Genomic DNA, 18,360 nt, shown 5'->3' on the forward strand with positions numbered 1-18,360 from the left:
ATTCAGGCGGCCTTGGCGGCCTGCTTGACCAGGCGGGCGACCGTCGGCGAAAGCTGGGCGCCGTTTTGTTCCCAGTAGGCCAGGCGCTCGGCGTTCACGACGAGGTTCTTCTCGGCGCCGGAAGCCACCGGATTGTAGTAACCCACGCGCTCGATGAAGCGGCCGTCGCGGCGATTGCGGGAATCGGCCGCTACGATGTTGAAGAACGGGCGCTTCTTGGCGCCACCACGGGCAAGGCGAATGACGACCATCTGATTTCCCTGATCGGTAGATGCGAAAAGCGCAAAATCTTACGGCAAAGCACCCTGTTCGGCAAGAATTTTCTTTGCCGTCAGTCGCATGGGCGGACCGGGGCGAGTCTGCCGGGGCGCCCGGGTGCATGTCCGGAAGCCAAACTTGAATACAATGGCTTCCTTTCGATGCCCGCCCCGCCTTTACCCGACCCGTCAGTACCCATGGCTGAAACCGAGCGCACCTCCGATCCGGCCGATGCCATCCTGCAATGGCTCGCAGCCGAGCCCGACGCCGACCTCGTGGCCGAACTCGGCGCCTTGCGGGCGCACCTTGCAGCCATTTCCGGCGACCCCGACAGGGTGCAGGGCGGCTTGGAGATGCTGCAGCAGTTCGGTGCGCGGGCGCTGGATGCGTGCGGGCGACTGCGCCCGCGCCTGCTCGATGCCGCGCTGCCCTTGTCGCGCGAGCTGCACGTGGCGGCCGATGCGCTGGTCGAATTGCTGCGGGACATCGCAACCGCCATCGAGCGCCTGGAGGCGCGGCGCGAAACGCGGTGGCTGCGCTTCGGCAGGGAGGAAGCCGAGCGCGGCGGCGAGCAGGCGTTTGCGCTGATCAGCGAGGCCCACATCATCGTGTCGATGTCGGGAGCCTCGGCGCCGGAAGGGCTGTGGCGTAGCGCGCACGCCCTCGGCGGCATGGCGAGGGAGGCCGGGCACGACGTCGACGAAGCCGCGGTGCGGCGCCTGTTCCTGTATCGCCGCATGCTGGCGGCCGCGGTGGCGCAGCCGGAGAGCCTGACCCCGCGCGAATCATCCTGGATGTTCGACTATCTCGATTCCATCGCGATGCAGGCGCAACTGTCGCACGAGCCCGTCGAGCCGTCGGCCGCCGGGTACTGGATCGACCTGGCCGGCGATGCGCCGCCCGTCGCGGTCTGCCGGCGCCCGCCGCCGGCCGGCGCCGGCCGGCGCCCGCCGCCGGCCGGCGCCGCCTTGTGCTACTTCAGCCCGGCGTCGCTGGCGCCGCGCACGCGCGAGCACATCGAGTGGCTCGAGACCCGCATGATCGAAGCCGAAGTGAACAGCCTGGAGATCGATGGCGAACCGCTCGCGCCCGACGTGGCCGGCCTGCCGCTCGGGCTGGCGCCGGCGGAGATCCTGTCGCTGCTGCGCCGGTTGCGCGATCGCTGGGCGATGCCGCCGCTGCGGGAACAGCCGAGGCGGCGCCACCGGTACGCGGTGCAGGTCTGCGTCGGGCTGCGCGCGGTGTGGGAACTGGGGCGGGGCGCGATCGGGGCGGCGCGCATCGCCGAGTGGATGGTGTTGAACGAGAGTCCGGGCGGGTACGCGATCATGAGCGTGTCCGGCGTCCAGGGCACGGTCGCCGCCGGCATGGTGGTCGCGCTGCGGCGCGATGTCGCCGAGCCGTGGACGGTGTGCATCGTGCGCTGGGTGCGCAGCGACGATCCGGACCAGATCGAACTCGGCCTGCAGACGATGTCGCAGAGCTTTGCGTCGATCCAGCTCGGGTTTCGCGGCAGCGAGGTCCGGACCACGTCGCCCGGCCTGATGCTGCCCGCCATGCCGCCGGTGCGCCGCAACGCCGTCATCCTGGCGCCGGCCGGCACCTATACCTCGCGGCGCTTCGTCTTCGTGCGCGAGGGGCCGCCGCTCTACGTGGCTCAGGGGCGGGCGCTGGGGCTCGACATGCAGACGGCGAACGTCGAGATGTTCCAGTACGAGACCGATCCCTACGCGCTCTGAGCGGCGGGGCTGGCGGGGCCGTCGGGCGTCGCCCGCAGCAGTTCGTCCAGCGTCATGTCCGACGCGGCGAGCCCTTCCTGCAGCCGATGGGCGACGGTGGCCGATGCGCCTTCGCCGGCTGCGGCCAGCCAGGCGCGCGGGTCCAGGGCGAAGCGCTCTATCACCGCGCGGATGCGGATGCTGCGCGCGGCGCGGGTGAGCACCCAGTCGCCCGCTTCGGTGCGCGTCGCCCAGCCGGCTTCACACAGCCCGTCGAGCAGCGATTCGGCGGCATGTTCGGCAAGGCCGGCGCTGCCGCGCAGCAGCGCGAACGGGGCCGGCCGTCCGGACTGCTGGGCGTGGCCCAGGGTGGCGAGCATGCCGATTGCCGCCCATGCGCGGTCGCCGGGAAAGGGGCGGGTGATGCGCTGGCGCTCGAGGAAGGCGGGCAGCGTCGCCGCGACCAGGGCGCCGAGCAGGATGACGGTCCACGACAGGTACAGCCAGACGAGGAAGATCGGCAGCGCGGCGAAGGTACCGTAGATCAGCGTGTAGGTGGGAAAGTTGGCGATGAACATGCCGAAGGCGCGCTGCATCAGGAAGAACACCAGCGCCGCGGCAAGGCCGCCGGCGGCGGCATGCAGCGGGCGCACCGGGTGGTTGGGCACCGCGTAGTAGAGGAAGCTGAACAGCGCGCCCAGCAGCAGCGGGGGCAGCACCCTCGCGGCGATCTCGCCGATCCACGGCAGGTGGTCGGCCCATTCCATCGAGGTGGTGACCAAGTAGCCGGTGGCGATCACGCTGGCGCCGAACACGACCGGGCCCAGGGTGAGCACGAACCAGGACACCGTCAGCCGCATCAGCATCGGGCGGGGCCGGCGCACCCCCCAGATGAGGTTGAAGACCTTTTCTATGGTGCCCAGCAACAGCAGCGCGGTGACGGCGAGCATGGCGGTGCCGATGAGCGTGAGCTGTCCGGCCTTCTGCGAGAACTGCAGGGCGTAGGTGGTGATGATGCGGCCGGCGCGCTCGGGCAGCAGGTTCTGCAGCAGGAAGGTCTTCAGTGAGGTGCCGAGCTGGTCCATGCCCGGCAGATTGCCGAATACGCCCAGCGTCACCGCCACCAGCGGCACGAGGGACAGCAGCGTGGTGAAGGCGAGGCTGCCCGCCACCTGCGGGCAGCGCGTGGCCGTGAAGCGTTCGGCGAACAGGCGCAGGAAGTCGCGCATGGCGGCGGAATTCATGGGAGCGGTGCGGGCATCCGGAAGGGCGCGGGCGCGCGGGTATAATGCCGCGCATTCTATCGGCTCGCGGGTCGATCCCCATCTTCCTTCGGATTCCATTTCCATCCCCATGCAGGAAATCCTCGTGCTGTATTACAGCCACCGCGGGTCCGTGCGCGCGCTGGCGGAGCAGATCGCGCTCGGCATCCATCAGGTTCCCGGTGCCGCTGCGCGGGTGCGGACCGTGCCCCGCGTATCGACGGTGTGCGAAGCGGTGGAGGACGGCATCCCGGCCGATGGCCCGCCCTACGTCGAGGCGTCCGACCTGCGGCAGTGCGCGGGGCTGGCGCTGGGCAGCCCCACGCGCTTCGGCAACATGGCCGCACCGATGAAGTACTTTCTCGACGGCCTGGCCGGCGACTGGGTGAATGGCACGCTGGTCGGCAAGCCCGCCTGCGTGTTCACCTCGACGGCCTCGCAGCATGGCGGACAGGAGACCACGCTGTTGTCGATGATGGTGCCGCTGCTGCACCACGGCATGCTGCTGATGGGCATCCCCTATACCGAGCCGGCCCTGAATGCCACGCGCGGCGGCGGCACGCCCTATGGCGCGAGCCACGTGGCGGGCGCCGATGGCATGCCCGTGCTGAGTGCGGACGAGACCGCGCTGGCGCGGGCGCAGGGCCGCCGCCTGGCCGAGGCGGCCCTCAGGCTGGCGGAGGCGCGATGAACGCCCGCGCCCTGTCCCTGCTCGCGAGCGCCAGCCTGCTCGCGCTGATCGTCCTGTGCGTGCTGTGGGAGGCGTGGCTGGCGCCGCTGCGGCCGGGCGGCTCGTGGATGATGCTGAAGGCGGTGCCGCTGCTGCCGGGGGTGTTCGGCATCCTGCGCGGCAAGCGCTACACCTACCAGTGGATGTCGATGCTGTCGCTGCTCTACCTCGTCGAAGGTGTGCTGCGCGCCGGCGATGCCGGGCTGACCGGCCCGCTGGCGATCGCCGAGGCGGTGCTCGCCGTCGTGCTGTGCGTGTCGGTCATCCTGTACGCGCGCGCGACCGCGCCGTCGCGGCAGCGGCAACAGGGCTGAGCGCGGAACCGTCGCGAGGAGGATGCCGCAACTGCGGCCGGGGCCGCTGCGCGACGGCAGCGGCCCCGGCCGGCTTTTCCCTTCCTGCGCGGCGCGCCGATTCTAGACCTGCGGATTGAGCTTGCGCGCGCTGCCGTGCAGCTTGTTCAGCGCGTTCAGGTAAGCCTTGGCGGAGGCGACGATGATGTCGGTGTCCGCACCCTGGCCGTCCATCACCCGGCCGTCGCGCGCCAGGCGCACGGTGACCTCGCCCTGCGCATCCGTACCGGTGGTGATCGCGTTCACCGAATAGAGCAGCAACTGGCAACCGCTGTCGACGATGGATTCGATCGCCTTGAAGGCGGCGTCGACCGGCCCCGAGCCTTCGGCACAGGTGCTCTTCTCGCTGCCGTCCATCGTCAGCGTGATCTCGGCCTGCGGCTTCTCGCCGGTTTCCGAGTGGAAGCGGCTGGCGATCAGGCGGAAATGCTCGGCCTCCGGCGTCACGGATTCGTCCCGCATCAGGGCGTGGAGGTCTTCGTCGAAGATCTCGTGCTTCTTGTCCGCGAGTTCCTTGAAGCGGGCGAAGGCGTGGTTCAACTGCTCTTCGGAGCCGATCGCGATGCCCAGATCCTGCAGGCGCGAGCGGAAGGCGTTGCGGCCGGAATGCTTGCCCAGCACGAGCTTGTTGGCGCCCCAGCCGACGTCCTCGGCGCGCATGATCTCGTAGGTCTCGCGGTGCTTGAGCACGCCATCCTGGTGGATGCCCGATTCATGCGCGAAGGCGTTGGCGCCCACGATGGCCTTGTTCGGCTGCACCGGGTAGCCGGTGACCTGGGACACCAGCTTGGAGGCGGGCACGATCTGCGTGGCGTCGATGCGCGTCTCGACCGGGAACACGTCGGCGCGCGTGCGCACCGCCATGACGATCTCTTCGAGCGAGGCGTTGCCGGCACGCTCGCCCAGGCCGTTGATGGTGCATTCGACCTGGCGCGCGCCGGCCATCACCGCCGCGAGCGAGTTCGACACGGCCAGGCCGAGGTCGTTGTGGCAATGCACCGACCAGATCACCCGGTCGGAGTTGGGCACGCGTTCGATCAGCGTGCGCAGCGTGGCGGCGTATTGTTCCGGGACGTTGTAGCCGACCGTGTCGGGCACGTTGATGGTCTTCGCGCCGGCGCGGATGACTTCCTCGAAGATGCGGCACAGGAAGTCGATCCCGGAGCGGCCCGCGTCCTCGGCCGAGAACTCGACGTCGTCGGTGTATTCCCGCGCCCAGCCGACCGCCTTCACCGCCTGCGCGACGACCTCGTCGGGCGTCATGCGCAGCTTCTTCTCCATGTGGATCGGGCTGGTGGCGATGAAGGTGTGGATGCGCCCGCGCGCGGCCGGGCGCACGGCCTCTCCCGCGCGGCGGATGTCGTTCTCGTTGGCGCGCGCCAGCGAACAGACGGTGGATTCCTTGATCGTCTCGGCGATCGAGCGCACCGCGTCGAAGTCGCCGTTGGAGGCCGCGGCGAAGCCGGCCTCGATGACGTCGACCCGCATGCGTTCGAGCTGGCGGGCGATGCGCAGCTTGTCGTCGCGCGACATCGACGCACCGGGGCTTTGCTCGCCGTCGCGCAGGGTCGTGTCGAAGATGATCAACTGTTCTTTTTTCATGTGCGGCTCCCGGAGTCGGATGCAGAGAAGGGTTACGCGCCAGGATGCTCGTCGGCCGGGCCTGGGGGCGGATTCGCCGGCGCGGACCCGTTCGCCGCCGGCTTCTTCCTGAGATTCCAGATCCACAGCACGTAGCCCGAGGCGGCATAGGCGAGGAAGAGCGCGAACAGCACGCCCGGCGGATAGCTCGACACCAGCGCGAAGGCCATCACCAGCGCGATGACGACGATGAAGGGCACGCTCTTGCGCAGGTTGATGTTCTTGCCGCTCCAGAACATCACGTTGCTGATCATCGACAGGCCCGCGAACACCGTCAGCGCGCAGGCATACCAGCGCACGTCGTCGCCGGCGACGCCGTTGTCGATGACGACCCACACGAGCCCCGCCACCAGCGCCGCCGCCGCCGGGCTGGGCAGGCCCTGGAAGAAGCGCTTGTCGATGATCTCGATGTTGGTGTTGAAGCGCGCGAGGCGCAGCGCGGCGCCGGCGCAGTAGATGAAGGCGGCGATCCAGCCGATCTTGCCCATGTCCTTCAGCGCCCATTCGTAGACCACCAGCGCCGGGGCGACGCCGAACGACACCATGTCGGACAGCGAGTCGTACTGCGCGCCGAATTCGCTTTGCGTACGGGTGAGACGTGCGATGCGGCCGTCGAGGCCGTCGAGCACCATGGCCACGAAGATCGCCACGGCAGCCATCTCGAAGCGCAGGTTCATCGCCTGCACGATGGCGAAGAAACCGGCGAACAGTGCAGCGGTGGTGAACAGGTTGGGCAGGATGTAGATGCCGCGCCTGCGCTTGTCGAGGGGAATCAGGGGGGTGCGGTCTGGATACGCCACAGTGTCGGGACCGATGGGTTCGGGACACCGATTCTAGCGCATGCATGGCCCGCGGCGATCGGGGGGGCCGCGCCGGTGCTGGATGCGGACGGGGCCGGAACGGAAAAAGGCCGGCCCCGCGAACGGGGCCGGCCTCGGTACCGTGCCGGGAGAACTCAGTTCTTCGACTTGTCGACCAGGGCCTTGTCCTTGATCCACGGCATCATGTCGCGCAGCGTGGCGCCGACTTTCTCGATCTGGTGGTCGGCGTTCAGGCGGCGGTAGGCGGTCATGCTCGGGTAGTTGGTGCGGCCCTCGAGGATGAACTGCTTGGCATATTCGCCGGTCTGGATGCGCTTCAGCGCATTGCGCATGGCGGCGCGCGAATGCTCGTTGATGACTTCGGGGCCGGTCACGTACTCGCCATACTCCGCGTTGTTGGAGATGGAGTAGTTCATGTTGGCGATGCCGCCTTCGTACATCAGGTCGACGATCAGCTTGAGTTCGTGCAGGCACTCGAAGTAGGCCATCTCGGGAGCGTAGCCGGCTTCGGTCAGGGTCTCGAAGCCCATCTTGACCAGCTCGACGGCGCCGCCGCACAGCACGGCCTGCTCGCCGAAGAGGTCGGTCTCGGTCTCTTCGCGGAAGTTGGTCTCGATCACGCCGCCCTTGGTGCCGCCGTTGGCCGCCGAGTAGGACAGGGCGATGTCCCTGGCCTTGCCGGAGCGGTCCTGGTACACCGCGATCAGCGTCGGCACGCCGCCGCCGCGCAGGTATTCGGAGCGCACGGTGTGGCCCGGGCCCTTGGGGGCGACCATGATCACGTCGAGGTCGTCGCGCGGCACGATCTGGTTGTAGTGCACGTTGAAGCCGTGGGCGAAGGCGAGCACCGCGCCCTTCTTGATGCTCGGCTCGACGTCCTCGCGGTAGACCTGGGGTGCGGTCTCGTCCGGCAGCAGGATCATGACGACGTCGGCGTCCTTCACCGCCTCGCCGATCTCCTTGACGGCGAGGCCGGCCTGCTCGGCCTTCGCCCACGAGCCGCCGCCCTTGCGCAGGCCGACGGTGACGTTGACGCCGGAATCGCGCAGGTTCTGCGAGTGGGCGTGGCCCTGGGAGCCGTAGCCGACGATGGTGACCTTCTTGCCCTTGATGAGGGAAAGGTCGGCGTCCTTGTCGTAATAAACTTTCATGGTTTTCCTTTCAAGCTTGCATGATGGTAGGGGCAGCGGGCGGCCAGGGGTCCCCGGCTGCGGCCGCAAACGGCGGATTAGAGTTTCAGGACCCGGTCGCCGCGGCCGACGCCGCAGACGCCCGAGCGCACCGTCTCGAGGATCAGCGCCGGGTCGATGGCGCCGATGAAGGCGTCGAGCTTGGACTGGTTGCCCGTCAGCTCGACGACGTAGGACGCGTCGGTGACGTCGATGATGCGCGCGCGGAAGATGTCCGCAGTGCGCTTGATCTCCTCGCGGTCCTTGCCGGTGGCGCGGACCTTGATGAGCATCAGCTCGCGCTCGATGTGCGCGGCTTCAGATATGTCGACCACCTTGACGACCTCGACGAGCTTGTTCAACTGCTTGGTGATCTGCTCGATGATCTCGTCCGAGCCGGTGGTGACGATGGTCATGCGCGACATCGAGGCATCCTCCGTCGGCGCGACGGTCAGCGATTCGATGTTGTAGCCGCGTGCCGAGAACAGCCCGGAGACGCGCGACAGGGCGCCGGATTCGTTTTCGATCAGGAGGGAGATGACGTGACGCATGTTTGATTCGATCCGGAATGCAGGGAGTGTGCGCGGCAGGCGGTCGGTTACAGGTCCTCGGCGGACAGGATCATCTCGGTGAGACCCTTGCCGCCCTGCACCATCGGGTAGACGTTCTCGGTCTGGTCCACCTGGAAGTCGAGGAACACGAGATCGTTCCTGTGTTTGACGAACGCCTCGCGCAGCGCGTCCTCGACGTCGGACGGGCGGTCGACGCGGATGCCGACGTGCCCGTAGGCCGCCGCCAGCCTGGCGAAGTCGGGCAGGGAATCCATGTACGACTCGGAATAGCGTGCGCCGTGGAAGATCTGCTGCCACTGGCGCACCATGCCGAGGTAGCGGTTGTTGAGGTTGCAGATCTTGATCGGCAGGCGGAACTGCTTGCAGGTAGACAGCTCCTGGATGTTCATCTGGATCGACGCCTCGCCGGTGATGCAGGCCACCCGGGCGTCGGGATGCGCGAGCTGCGCGCCCATCGCGTAGGGCAGGCCGACGCCCATCGTGCCCAGCCCGCCGGAATTGAGCCAGCGGCGCGGCCGGTCGAAGCGGTAGTACTGCGCCGCCCACATCTGGTGCTGGCCGACGTCGGAGGTGACGATGGCCTCGCCACCGGTCACTTCCCACAGCTTCTGCACGACGAACTGCGGCTTGATGATCTCGTCCGAGTTCTTGTAGGCCATGCAGTCGCGGCTGCGCCATTCCTCGATCTGCTTCCACCAGGCGGAGAGGTGGTCGGCATTGGGCCGCGCGGCGCCGGCCTCGAGCTGGCGGATCATCTCGTCGAGCACTTCGCGCACGTCGCCGACGATGGGCACGTCCACCTTCACCCGCTTGGAGATCGACGACGGGTCGATGTCGACGTGGATGATCTTGCGCGGTTCCTCGGCGAAGTGCGCCGGATTGCCGATCACGCGGTCGTCGAAGCGGGCGCCCACCGCCAGCAGCACGTCGCAGTAGTGCATCGACATGTTGGCCTCGTAGGTGCCGTGCATGCCGGGCATGCCCAGGAACTGGCGGTCGCTCGCCGGGTAGCCGCCCAGGCCCATCAGCGTGTTGGTGACCGGGTAGCCCAGCAGGCGGGTGAGGCGGGTGAGCTGTTCGGCCGCGTCCGCCAGCACTACGCCGCCGCCGGTGTAGATCATCGGCCGCCGGGCTTCGAGCAGCAGTTGCACCGCCTTCTTGATCTGGCCCTGGTGTCCGCGCACCACCGGGTTGTACGAGCGCATCGAGATCTCCCTCGGATACTCGTACTCGCACCTGGCGATGGTGATGTCCTTCGGAATGTCGACCAGCACCGGGCCGGGGCGGCCGGTCCGCGCCAGGTAGAAAGCCTTCTTGAGCGTGATGGCGATGTCGCGCACGTCGCGCACGAGGAAGTTGTGCTTCACACAGGGGCGGGTGATGCCCACCGTGTCGACCTCCTGGAACGCGTCCTGGCCGATGGCGGCGGTGGGTACCTGGCCGGAGATGATGACGATCGGGATGGAGTCGCAGTAGGCGGTGGCGATGCCGGTGACGGCATTGGTCGCGCCCGGGCCGGAGGTGACCAGCGCCACGCCGACCTTCTCGGTGCTGCGGGCGAAGCCGTCCGCGGCGTGCACCGCGGCCTGCTCGTGGCGCACCAGGACGTGGCGTACTTCTTCCTGCTGGAACAGGGCGTCATACAGGTACAGCACCGCACCGCCGGGATAGCCGAAGACATACTCGACCTTTTCTTCCTGCAGGCACCTGATTACAATTTCTGCCCCGGTCAGCACCATCGCAAACTCGCTCTACAAACGTTCAGAGAAACGCCGAACGTTACCGGCCCCCACGATTTTGGTCAACGCCGCGAGCCATGCTCCGGCGCGCCCAGCCGCCGCGCATGTACAGGATTTGGCGGTCAATTTCTGCACGAGCGGGCGCCCCCGTTCTCCCACTGGCATGAAGAGCAAACTTTCCCGAGCCGCATCCCGGCAGACGCCGGCCGAGCCGGCCGCCGCCGCACGGACCGCGGTGGAACTCGCCGGCCTGCGCCGCAGGCTGGCGAGCATGCTGTACGAATCGCTGCTGCTGCTCGGCGTGCTGGCGCTGACCTTTCTCGTGCCCTATCTGCTGCTCGGCATGGCCGCCGGCATCGCGCCGTCGGGCTGGGTCGCGTGGCTGCACATCTTCGTCGTGCTCGGCTGCTATTTCGTGTGGTACTGGACGCGGCACGGCCAGACGCTGGCGATGCAGACCTGGCGCCTCAAGGTGGTGAACGCGGCCGACGGCCGCGCCCCGGGCGCGGCGCAGAGCTGGCTGCGCTATGTGCTGGCATGGCCGTCGGTGCTGTTCTTCGGCATCGGCCTGCTGTGGGCGATCCTCGACCGCGACCGCCAGTTCCTGCACGATCGCCTGGCGCGCACCTACGTCGTTCTGCTTCCGGGACGTCCGCAGGGCTGACGCCCGGCGCGGGAACTTTCGCGCCGGATCGCGGTTAGCATTGATGACGATGCCTTCACGATAGCGGTCGGAAACCGCGGCGATGCGCCGCCTGCCGGGCGCCGCCGCCCGGCGCCCGCGCAGACCGCGGGCGATCCATGACCGAGACCGCCAATGACGGAACACGCTTCACCCCCGCCTTTCGCCGCGCCGGCCGGTTGCCACGCGCAGCCCGCCGACGCCGTCCTGCTCGCCCTGCAGACCTCGCATGAAGCCGGGATCGCCTCGGTCGAGGCCGCGCGCCGCCTCGACCTGTGCGGCGCCAACGCGCTGCCGCCGCCGCCGCGCAACGGTCCGCTGATACGCTTCCTGCTGCAGTTCCACAACGTGCTGATCTACGTCCTGCTGGCCGCCGGCGTGGTCACCTCCGTGCTCGGCCATGCGGTCGACTCCGCGGTGATCTTCGGCGTGGTCGTGATCAACGCGATCATCGGCTTCCTGCAGGAAGGCAAGGCCGAGCGCGCCCTCGACGCGATCCGCGACATGCTGTCGCCGCATGCCCACGTGCTGCGCGACGGCCGCCGCCAGGAGATCGCCGCCGATGCGCTGGTGCCGGGCGACATCGTGTTCCTCGCCTCCGGCGACCGGGTGCCGGCCGACCTGCGGCTGCTCGACGTCCGCAGCCTGCGCATCGACGAGTCCGCGCTCACCGGCGAATCGCTCGGCGCGGACAAGTCGCTCTCGCCGGTGGCGGCCGACGCGGCGCTGGGCGATCGCACGTCGATGGCCTATTCGGGCACGCTGGTCAGCTACGGCCAGGGGATGGGGGTCGTGGTGGCGACGGGCTCGGCCACCGAGATCGGCCGCATCAGCACGCTGCTGGGGACGGTGGAAGGCATGAGTACGCCGCTGCTGCGCCAGGTGGCCGGATTCAGCCGGCTCCTCACCTGGGTCATCCTGGGCATCGCCGCGGCCGCGTTCGTCTTCGGCACGCAGTTCAGGGGCTACACGCACGGCGACATGTTCCTCGCCGCGGTCGGGCTGGCGGTGGCGGCGATTCCCGAGGGGCTGCCCGCGATCATGACGATCACGCTCGCCATCGGCGTGCAGCGCATGGCGCGCCGGCACGCGATCATCCGCCGGCTGCCGGCGGTCGAGGCGCTGGGGTCGGTCACCGTGATCTGCTCGGACAAGACCGGCACCCTGACGCGCAACGAGATGGCCGTGCAGCGCGTGATCTGCGCCGACGCGCAACTGCGCGTCTCCGGCGCCGGCTATGCGCCGCACGGCGGTTTCGAGTGCGGCTCGCATGCGATCAGCGCGGCCGAGGCGCCGCTGCTGGCCGACATCGGCCGCGCCTGCCTGCTGTGCAACGACGCCGAACTGAGCCTGCAGGGCAAGGAATGGCGCATCGTCGGCGATCCCACCGAGGGCGCGCTGACCGCCCTGGCGCTGAAGGCGGGCGCCGATCCGCGCCTGCTGCGCGAGGCCCTGCCGCGCGACGACGTGATCCCGTTCGAATCCGGACACCGCTTCATGGCCACCCTGCACCACGACGAGGCGGGCGATGCGTGCGTGATGCTGAAGGGCGCGCCCGAGCGTGTGCTGTCGCTGTGTTCCGCCAGCCGCAGGCTGGACGGCGCGCCGGCGCCGCTGGAGCCGGAGTCCTGGCAGCGGGCCGCGGAGCAGGCTGCCGGCGAGGGCATGCGCCTGCTGGCGGTCGCTGAGCGCCGCGAGGCGGGCCAGCGACGCGCGCTGAGCTTTGCTGCGGTGGAAGAGGGCGGCTTCACGCTGCTCGCGGTGCTGGGGATCACCGACCCGCCCCGCGCCGAGGCGGTGAAGGCGGTGGCCAACTGCATGGCCGCGGGCATCCAGGTGAAGATGATCACCGGCGACCATGCCGCCACGGCGCGCGCGATCGGCGAGCAACTGGGGCTCTCGCGCGAGGTCAAGGTGCTGACGGGCGCCGAGATCGAGCGCATGGAAGACGCGCGGCTGGCCGAAGCGGTGGCGGAGACCGACATCTTCGCCAGGGCCAGCCCCGAGCACAAACTGCGCCTGGTCGAGGCGCTCCAGGCGCGCGGCGAGGTGGTGGCGATGACCGGCGACGGCGTCAACGACGCGCCGGCGCTCAAGCGGGCGGACGTCGGCGTGGCGATGGGCCAGAAGGGCACCGAGGCGGCGAAGGAAGCGGCCGAGATGGTGCTGGCCGACGACAACTTCGCCTCGGTGGCCGCCGCCGTCGAAGAGGGGCGCACGGTCTATGACAACCTGCGCAAGGCCATCGCCTACATCCTGCCGACCAACATCGGCCAGGCGGCGATGGTGTTCTGCGCGGTGCTGTTCGGCCTGACGATGCCGATCACGCCGGCGCAGATCCTGTGGGTGAACATGGTGACCGCGGTGACGCTGGCGCTGGCGCTCGCCTTCGAGCGGCCGGAGGCCGACATCATGGCGCGCCCGCCGCGCGACCCCGCCGAGCCGTTGCTCAACGGCCTGCTCGCCTGGCGCATCGTGTTCGTCGGCTTCCTGCTGGTCGCCGGCGGCATGGGCATGTTCCTGTGGGAGTCCGCGCGCGGCGCGACGCTCGAGGCCGCGCGCACGGCGGCGGTGAATGCGTTGCTCATCGGCGAGGTCTTCTACCTCTTCAACGTGCGCAACCTGTTCGGCTCGGTGCTCAGCCGCGACGGCTTCCTCGGCAACCGCTACGTGCTGCTGGCGATCCTGCTGCTGGCCGTGTGCCAGGCGCTGTTCACCTATCTTCCGGCCATGCAGCGGCTGTTCGGCACGCTGCCGCTGGGTGCCGACGAATGGCTGCGCATCCTCGCCTTCGGCATCCTGCTGCTCTTCGCCGTCGAGATCGAAAAGGCGGTCCTGCGGCGCATCTTCCCGCAGGGCGAGGCGCGCGCGCACTGATCCCGCCGGCAGGCCGATGACAGAGGGCCCATGACCCGGCTGCGCACCATTCCCGCGGCAACCGATCTGTCCGCCGTCGCCCGCCATGCCGCCATGCCGGCGACGTGCTGGTGGCCGACCGTGCGGCCGGCCGAGCCGCGCATCGGCGCCGCGCGCCCTTCGCCCGTTCCGCCGCCGGCCGCGCTGTGCGAAGCGGGCGCCGCGGCGTACACTCGCCCCTTGCCCGCCCGCGACGGCGGACGATGGAGAAAAGAATGAAGACCGAACACGCCCCGACCATACGTCGCGCCGACTACCAGCCGCTGGCCTGGACCGTCGAGCGCATCGACCTGCATTTCAGCCTCGACCCCGACGCCACGCTGGTGAAGAGCCGCATGGTCTGCGTGCGCAATCCCGCTGCGGAAGAAGGGCCGATCCGCCTGTGGGGCGAGGCGCTGGAGCGGCTTTCGCTGCTCGTGGAAGGTGCCGGGCCGGCGGCCGGCACGGTGCGCGAGGCCGATGGCGTGCTCGAGATCGACGCCGGCGGCGAGCGTGCGGTGGTGGAAGTCACCACCCGCATCGATCCGCGCGCCAACACCACGCTGTCGGGCCTCTACCTGTCGAACGGCGGCTTCTTCACCCAATGCGAGGCCGAAGGCTTTCGCCGCATCACCTACTTCCCCGACCGCCCGGACGTGATGGCGCGCTACACCGTCACGCTCGAGGCCGACCGTGCCGCCTGCCCGGTGCTGCTGTCGAACGGCAACCTGCTCGAAGAGGGCGACCTGCCCGGCGGGCGGCACTACGCGCGCTGGGAAGATCCGTTTCCCAAGCCCTCCTACCTGTTCGCGCTGGTCGCGGCGAAGCTCGTGGCGCTGGAACGGACGGTGGCCACCGCGTCCGGCCGCGAGGTGCTGCTGCAGGTCTGGGTGGAAGAAGGCAACCTCGACCGCAGCGAGCATGCGATGGAATCGCTGATCCACTCGATGCGCTGGGACGAGGAGACCTTCGGCCTCGAACTGGACCTCGACCGCTTCATGATCGTCGCGGTGGGCGACTTCAACATGGGAGCGATGGAGAACAAGGGCCTCAACATCTTCAACACCAAGTTCGTCCTCGCCAAGCCCGACACCGCCACCGACGTCGACTACGAGAACATCGAGAGCGTGGTCGCGCACGAATACTTCCACAACTGGACCGGCAACCGCGTCACCTGCCGCGACTGGTTCCAGCTCACGCTGAAGGAAGGGCTCACCGTCTTCCGCGACCAGCAGTTTTCCGCCGACATGCTGGCGCGCGCCGCCGGCCCCGAAGGCGCGGTCTCGGCGCGGGCAGTCAAGCGCATCGACGACGTGCGCGTGCTGCGCGCCGCGCAGTTCGCCGAGGACGCCGGGCCGATGGCGCACCCCATCCGCCCGGACAGCTACCGGGAGATCAACAACTTCTACACCGCCACGGTGTACGAGAAGGGCGCCGAGGTCATCCGCATGCTGCACACGCTGCTGGGGACGGAGGGTTTCCGCAACGGCATGGACCTGTATTTCAGCTACCACGACGGCCAAGCAGTGACCTGCGACGACTTCGTCGAGGCGATGGCGGAGGCCAACGGCGTGGATCTCGACCAGTTCATGCGCTGGTACGAACAGGCCGGCACGCCGCGGGTGAAGGCGAGCGGCGCGTGGGATGCCGCTTCCGGCACCTATGCGCTCACGCTGGCGCAGCACACGCCGCCCACGCCGGGGCAGCCGGAAAAGCAGCCGCTGGTCATCCCGGTGGCCGTCGGCCTCATCGGGCCGGACGGCCGCGACCGTCCGCTGAGGCTGGAAGGCGAATCCCAACCCGGCGCCACCACGCGGGTACTGGCGCTGACCGCGGCCGGACAGACCTTCCGCTTCGTCGGCCTGGATGCCGAGCCCGTGCCTTCGCTGCTGCGCGGCTTCTCGGCGCCGGTCGTCCTCGAACTGGACGAGACCGACGAGCGCCTCGCCTTCCGCATGGCGCACGACGCCGATCCGTTCAACCGCTGGGACGCGGCGCAGCGCTATGCCGAGCGCGTGATCCTCGCGCTCGCGGGCGGACAGGCGAGCGCGGTGCCGCAGGCTTTCGTCGCCGCCTTCCGCGCGCTGCTGAACGATGCCGCGCTCGATCCGGCGTTCCGCGCCCAGGCGGCCGCGCTGCCCGCCGAGGCGTACCTGCTGGAGCGCATGTCGCCGGCCGACCCGGCCGCGTTGCGTGCCGCGCTGATCGCGACGATGCGCACGCTCGGCGGCGCACTGGCCGACGACTGGCTGGCCCTGATCGACGCGATGCGGGTGGACGGCGCCTACCGCTATCACCCCGGCGATGCCGGCCGGCGTGCGCTCGGCAACCTCGCCCTGCGCTACCTCGCCGCCGCCGGCGATGCGCGCGGGCTGGCCGCGGCGAGCACGCGCTTCGAGTCGGCGACCGACATGACCGAGCGCTTCGGCGCGCTCGCCGCCCTGGTGCAGAGCACCAGCCCGGCGCGCGAGGCGGCGTTGGCCGCCTTCCATGAACGCTATCGCGACGATGCGCTGGTGCTCGACAAGTGGTTCGCGCTGCAGGCCGGCGCCTGGCGCTGGGACGATGCGGTGGCACCGACGCTGGAGCGGGTGCGGGCGCTGATGGCGGACGCCGCTTTCAGCCTGTCGAATCCGAACAAGGTGTATGCGCTGCTCGGCACCTTCTTCCGCGCCAACGCCGCCGAGTTCCATGCCGCCGACGGCAGCGGCCATGCGTTCTGGGCGGAGCAGGTCGTCGCGCTCGATGCGAAGAACCCGCAGGTTGCGGCGCGCATGGCGCGCGCGCTGGAAAACTGGTGCCGCTACGCGCCGGCCCTGCAGTCCAGCATCCGCCCGCAGCTCGAACGCGTGCTCGCGGCGCCCGGCCTGTCGTCCGACGTGCAGGAGATCGTGGGCAAGGCCCTCGCCTGACCTCTCCGCGTCCGCGCCGGCGCGTGGGCTGTGCAAAAGAAAAACGCCGGGATTCCGACAATGCCGTTCAGCTAGCGCTGAACGGCATTTTCATTTTCCTCGCCCGGAAGGAGCGCATCGGCTGCCGGTGGCCTGAGCAGCGTCCATGCCTGCACTTCAAGAGCCCGGGCGATGGCCTCGATGTTCGACAACGAGACGTTCCATCGCGACCGCTCCACGGCGGACACGTAGGTCCTGTCCAGCCCGCACTCCAGCGCCAGGGCCTCTTGCGACCAGCCCTTCCGGACTCTCAGCAGCCGCACGTTGAAGGCCAGCACCCCACGGAGATCGTCAGGGGCAGGCAACTCCGTAGGGGGCTTGGGCTTGGCAGACATGCCACGAAGCTATCTTTGTGATAACTTTGCATCTACGGATTTTGCTTCACATATGAGGCAGGCCGTGGGAGCATGCGCCGCATGAGCCCGACAATCTTCAATCAAAGAAAATCCGGAATGAAAGCCATCCAATCCATTGTTGCCGCCCTGATCCTTGCCGCCGGCGCCGCCCATGCCCAGGACAGCGGTTTCTACCTCCGCGGTGCCATCGGCCAGGCCCACACCACGCTGGACACCTCCAATACTGTCCATGCCACCTACATCACCGGCGAGTCCGTGAACAAGCCCGGTCTTGAAATCGGCGGGGGTTATCGTTTCAACCGCCACGTCGGCGCGGAACTGTCCTATGTGGATTTCGGCAAACCGCACTACGACCTGACCCGCCGCACCACCGGCGAAACCAGCGTCCTGTACGTGAAGAACAGGGGCTTGGTGACGGCGGTGCGCGGTTTCTATCCCGTCGGTGAGAATTTCACGCTCACCGGCCGGATCGGAGCCATCTTCGTCCGCACCTCGCTGGATCGCCAGTCCGTTCATCCCGACAGCGCCTACACGGGCAGGGACAAGCAGACTCATGCCACCTTTGGCATTGGCGGCATGTACAAGCTGATCGACAGGCTCAGCTTGGTCGCCGACATCAACTGGTATCCGAAGATCACCAAGACCAACGACAATGCCACCGACACCAATGCGCGCATGGCGTCGGTCGGCCTTCAGTACGACTTCTGACCAGCACGGAGAAGGCCGTCGGGACGGCCGTTGCCGTCTTCCCGGATCGGGATCGGTCGACGCGCTGGCGGATTCAGGCTGTCCCCCCCTTGCGGGGGCACATTACTCGAGGTGAATGCAATGAAATGCCGTCTTGCCCATGTCGGAGTGCGAATACGTTTTCATTCTCGGCATGGACATCATGGACCGCTATCTCGCCTTTTTTGCCGCCCACATCGATCCCGCCTTCCGCGAGGACACCAATACGAGGATCGGTAACACCCTGATCGCGCTGGCATACCCCGACGTGATCCTGATCGGGCCGCCGCCGTTCTTTCGCAATGCCGTCGTGGACGTGAGGAAAGAGGGGCTCGAGATCGAGCCGGACGAATACCCGCTCTACCGCTTCCTCGACGAGAACCCCGAGATTTGCGAAAGGCTCGTCCGGGATCATGAAGAGCTGGGGCGTTTCTTCGCCCGTTGGAATCGCCAGGCATAGAAAAGTAGCCTCGGGGGCGGAGCTCGG

Annotated in this window: 17 protein-coding genes; 9 read left to right on the plus strand and 8 right to left on the minus strand. The window is 68.6% G+C overall.

Annotated elements, in window-relative coordinates:
* Positions 1–2: 2 nt before the first annotated feature.
* Positions 3–251, minus strand: a complete 249-nt coding sequence (gene rpsP, locus CCZ27_RS03775) for a 30S ribosomal protein S16 (RefSeq protein ID WP_096445669.1) — start codon at positions 249–251, stop codon at positions 3–5.
* Between the two features lie 204 nt (positions 252–455).
* On the opposite strand from rpsP, the gene CCZ27_RS03780 reads away from it, so the two are divergent.
* Positions 456–1,997: a cyclic-di-GMP receptor FimW-related protein gene (locus CCZ27_RS03780; protein ID WP_096445672.1), complete on the plus strand. Its 1,542-nt coding sequence runs from the start codon at positions 456–458 to the stop codon at positions 1,995–1,997.
* On the opposite strand, the gene CCZ27_RS03785 is transcribed toward CCZ27_RS03780, so the two are convergent.
* Positions 1,985–3,220, minus strand: coding sequence for a YihY family inner membrane protein (locus tag CCZ27_RS03785; protein WP_096445674.1), 1,236 nt, complete (start codon positions 3,218–3,220; stop codon positions 1,985–1,987). The two genes, CCZ27_RS03780 and CCZ27_RS03785, sit on opposite strands and share 13 nt — an antisense overlap.
* Before the next feature lie 109 nt (positions 3,221–3,329).
* Between CCZ27_RS03785 and wrbA the strand changes: the two genes are divergently transcribed.
* Both wrbA and CCZ27_RS03795 read left to right on the plus strand, forming a co-directional pair.
* Entirely contained in the window at positions 3,330–3,929 is a 600-nt protein-coding gene (gene wrbA, locus CCZ27_RS03790) for an NAD(P)H:quinone oxidoreductase (RefSeq protein WP_096445677.1), read from the plus strand.
* Positions 3,926–4,282 (plus strand): DUF2069 domain-containing protein, encoded by a 357-nt coding sequence (locus tag CCZ27_RS03795; protein WP_096445679.1) that lies wholly within the window; start codon positions 3,926–3,928, stop codon positions 4,280–4,282. Before wrbA ends, CCZ27_RS03795 begins: the two co-directional genes overlap by 4 nt.
* A gap of 102 nt (positions 4,283–4,384) precedes the next feature.
* On the opposite strand, the gene CCZ27_RS03800 is transcribed toward CCZ27_RS03795, so the two are convergent.
* From CCZ27_RS03800 to CCZ27_RS03820, 5 genes are all read right to left on the minus strand, one after another.
* Positions 4,385–5,923, minus strand: coding sequence for a 2-isopropylmalate synthase (locus tag CCZ27_RS03800; RefSeq protein WP_096445682.1), 1,539 nt, complete (start codon positions 5,921–5,923; stop codon positions 4,385–4,387).
* A gap of 32 nt (positions 5,924–5,955) precedes the next feature.
* Positions 5,956–6,762, minus strand: a complete 807-nt coding sequence (gene pssA, locus CCZ27_RS03805) for a CDP-diacylglycerol--serine O-phosphatidyltransferase (protein ID WP_096445685.1) — start codon at positions 6,760–6,762, stop codon at positions 5,956–5,958.
* Positions 6,763–6,917: 155 nt separating this feature from the next.
* Positions 6,918–7,934, minus strand: a complete 1,017-nt coding sequence (gene ilvC / locus CCZ27_RS03810) for a ketol-acid reductoisomerase (protein WP_096445688.1) — start codon at positions 7,932–7,934, stop codon at positions 6,918–6,920.
* A 77-nt stretch (positions 7,935–8,011) separates the two neighbouring features.
* The gene (gene ilvN, locus CCZ27_RS03815) at positions 8,012–8,503 is read right to left on the minus strand and encodes an acetolactate synthase small subunit (protein ID WP_096445690.1); all 492 of its coding nucleotides are present in this window, start codon (positions 8,501–8,503) and stop codon (positions 8,012–8,014) included.
* 47 nt (positions 8,504–8,550) lie between these two features.
* On the minus strand, positions 8,551–10,263 hold the full coding sequence (locus tag CCZ27_RS03820; protein ID WP_096445693.1) for an acetolactate synthase 3 catalytic subunit: 1,713 nt from the start codon (positions 10,261–10,263) through the stop codon (positions 8,551–8,553).
* Positions 10,264–10,426: 163 nt separating this feature from the next.
* On the opposite strand from CCZ27_RS03820, the gene CCZ27_RS03825 reads away from it, so the two are divergent.
* The 4 genes from CCZ27_RS03825 to pepN all read left to right on the plus strand — a co-directional run bounded on the left by CCZ27_RS03825 (position 10,427) and on the right by pepN (position 16,752).
* On the plus strand, positions 10,427–10,927 hold the full coding sequence (locus CCZ27_RS03825; protein WP_096445695.1) for an RDD family protein: 501 nt from the start codon (positions 10,427–10,429) through the stop codon (positions 10,925–10,927).
* A 153-nt stretch (positions 10,928–11,080) separates the two neighbouring features.
* Positions 11,081–13,822 (plus strand): cation-transporting P-type ATPase, encoded by a 2,742-nt coding sequence (locus CCZ27_RS03830; protein ID WP_096445698.1) that lies wholly within the window; start codon positions 11,081–11,083, stop codon positions 13,820–13,822.
* 30 nt (positions 13,823–13,852) lie between these two features.
* Positions 13,853–14,080, plus strand: coding sequence for a hypothetical protein (locus CCZ27_RS23905; protein WP_096445701.1), 228 nt, complete (start codon positions 13,853–13,855; stop codon positions 14,078–14,080).
* The gene (pepN, locus tag CCZ27_RS03840; protein WP_096445704.1) at positions 14,077–16,752 is read left to right on the plus strand and encodes an aminopeptidase N; all 2,676 of its coding nucleotides are present in this window, start codon (positions 14,077–14,079) and stop codon (positions 16,750–16,752) included. The genes CCZ27_RS23905 and pepN overlap by 4 nt, the downstream gene beginning before the upstream one ends.
* A gap of 71 nt (positions 16,753–16,823) precedes the next feature.
* Here the strand turns inward: pepN and CCZ27_RS03845 are convergent, their stop codons facing one another.
* Positions 16,824–17,126 (minus strand): helix-turn-helix domain-containing protein, encoded by a 303-nt coding sequence (locus CCZ27_RS03845; protein ID WP_096445707.1) that lies wholly within the window; start codon positions 17,124–17,126, stop codon positions 16,824–16,826.
* An 81-nt stretch (positions 17,127–17,207) separates the two neighbouring features.
* Here CCZ27_RS03845 and CCZ27_RS03850 point away from each other — a divergent pair, with 81 nt between their 5' ends.
* A complete protein-coding gene (locus CCZ27_RS03850; RefSeq protein ID WP_157748433.1) occupies positions 17,208–17,855 on the plus strand; it encodes an outer membrane beta-barrel protein in 648 nt (215 codons plus the stop codon).
* Positions 17,856–18,027: 172 nt separating this feature from the next.
* Positions 18,028–18,333: a hypothetical protein gene (locus CCZ27_RS03855; protein WP_157748434.1), complete on the plus strand. Its 306-nt coding sequence runs from the start codon at positions 18,028–18,030 to the stop codon at positions 18,331–18,333.
* The last annotated feature ends 27 nt before the right edge of the window (positions 18,334–18,360 follow it).

The organism is Thauera sp. K11 (genome assembly GCF_002354895.1).
Taxonomy (GTDB): domain Bacteria; phylum Pseudomonadota; class Gammaproteobacteria; order Burkholderiales; family Rhodocyclaceae; genus Thauera; species Thauera sinica.

Coding starts and splice junctions, on each gene's coding strand:
- rpsP (WP_096445669.1), bottom strand. CDS start 251: ATGGTCGTCATTCGCCTTGCCCGTGGTGGCGCCAAGAAGCGCCCGTTC.
- CCZ27_RS03780 (WP_096445672.1), top strand. CDS start 456: ATGGCTGAAACCGAGCGCACCTCCGATCCGGCCGATGCCATCCTGCAA.
- CCZ27_RS03785 (WP_096445674.1), bottom strand. CDS start 3,220: ATGAATTCCGCCGCCATGCGCGACTTCCTGCGCCTGTTCGCCGAACGC.
- wrbA (WP_096445677.1), top strand. CDS start 3,330: ATGCAGGAAATCCTCGTGCTGTATTACAGCCACCGCGGGTCCGTGCGC.
- CCZ27_RS03795 (WP_096445679.1), top strand. CDS start 3,926: ATGAACGCCCGCGCCCTGTCCCTGCTCGCGAGCGCCAGCCTGCTCGCG.
- CCZ27_RS03800 (WP_096445682.1), bottom strand. CDS start 5,923: ATGAAAAAAGAACAGTTGATCATCTTCGACACGACCCTGCGCGACGGC.
- ilvC (WP_096445688.1), bottom strand. CDS start 7,934: ATGAAAGTTTATTACGACAAGGACGCCGACCTTTCCCTCATCAAGGGC.
- ilvN (WP_096445690.1), bottom strand. CDS start 8,503: ATGCGTCACGTCATCTCCCTCCTGATCGAAAACGAATCCGGCGCCCTG.
- CCZ27_RS03820 (WP_096445693.1), bottom strand. CDS start 10,263: ATGGTGCTGACCGGGGCAGAAATTGTAATCAGGTGCCTGCAGGAAGAA.
- CCZ27_RS03825 (WP_096445695.1), top strand. CDS start 10,427: ATGAAGAGCAAACTTTCCCGAGCCGCATCCCGGCAGACGCCGGCCGAG.
- CCZ27_RS03830 (WP_096445698.1), top strand. CDS start 11,081: ATGACGGAACACGCTTCACCCCCGCCTTTCGCCGCGCCGGCCGGTTGC.
- CCZ27_RS23905 (WP_096445701.1), top strand. CDS start 13,853: ATGACCCGGCTGCGCACCATTCCCGCGGCAACCGATCTGTCCGCCGTC.
- pepN (WP_096445704.1), top strand. CDS start 14,077: ATGAAGACCGAACACGCCCCGACCATACGTCGCGCCGACTACCAGCCG.
- CCZ27_RS03845 (WP_096445707.1), bottom strand. CDS start 17,126: ATGTCTGCCAAGCCCAAGCCCCCTACGGAGTTGCCTGCCCCTGACGAT.
- CCZ27_RS03850 (WP_157748433.1), top strand. CDS start 17,208: ATGAGCCCGACAATCTTCAATCAAAGAAAATCCGGAATGAAAGCCATC.
- CCZ27_RS03855 (WP_157748434.1), top strand. CDS start 18,028: ATGGACATCATGGACCGCTATCTCGCCTTTTTTGCCGCCCACATCGAT.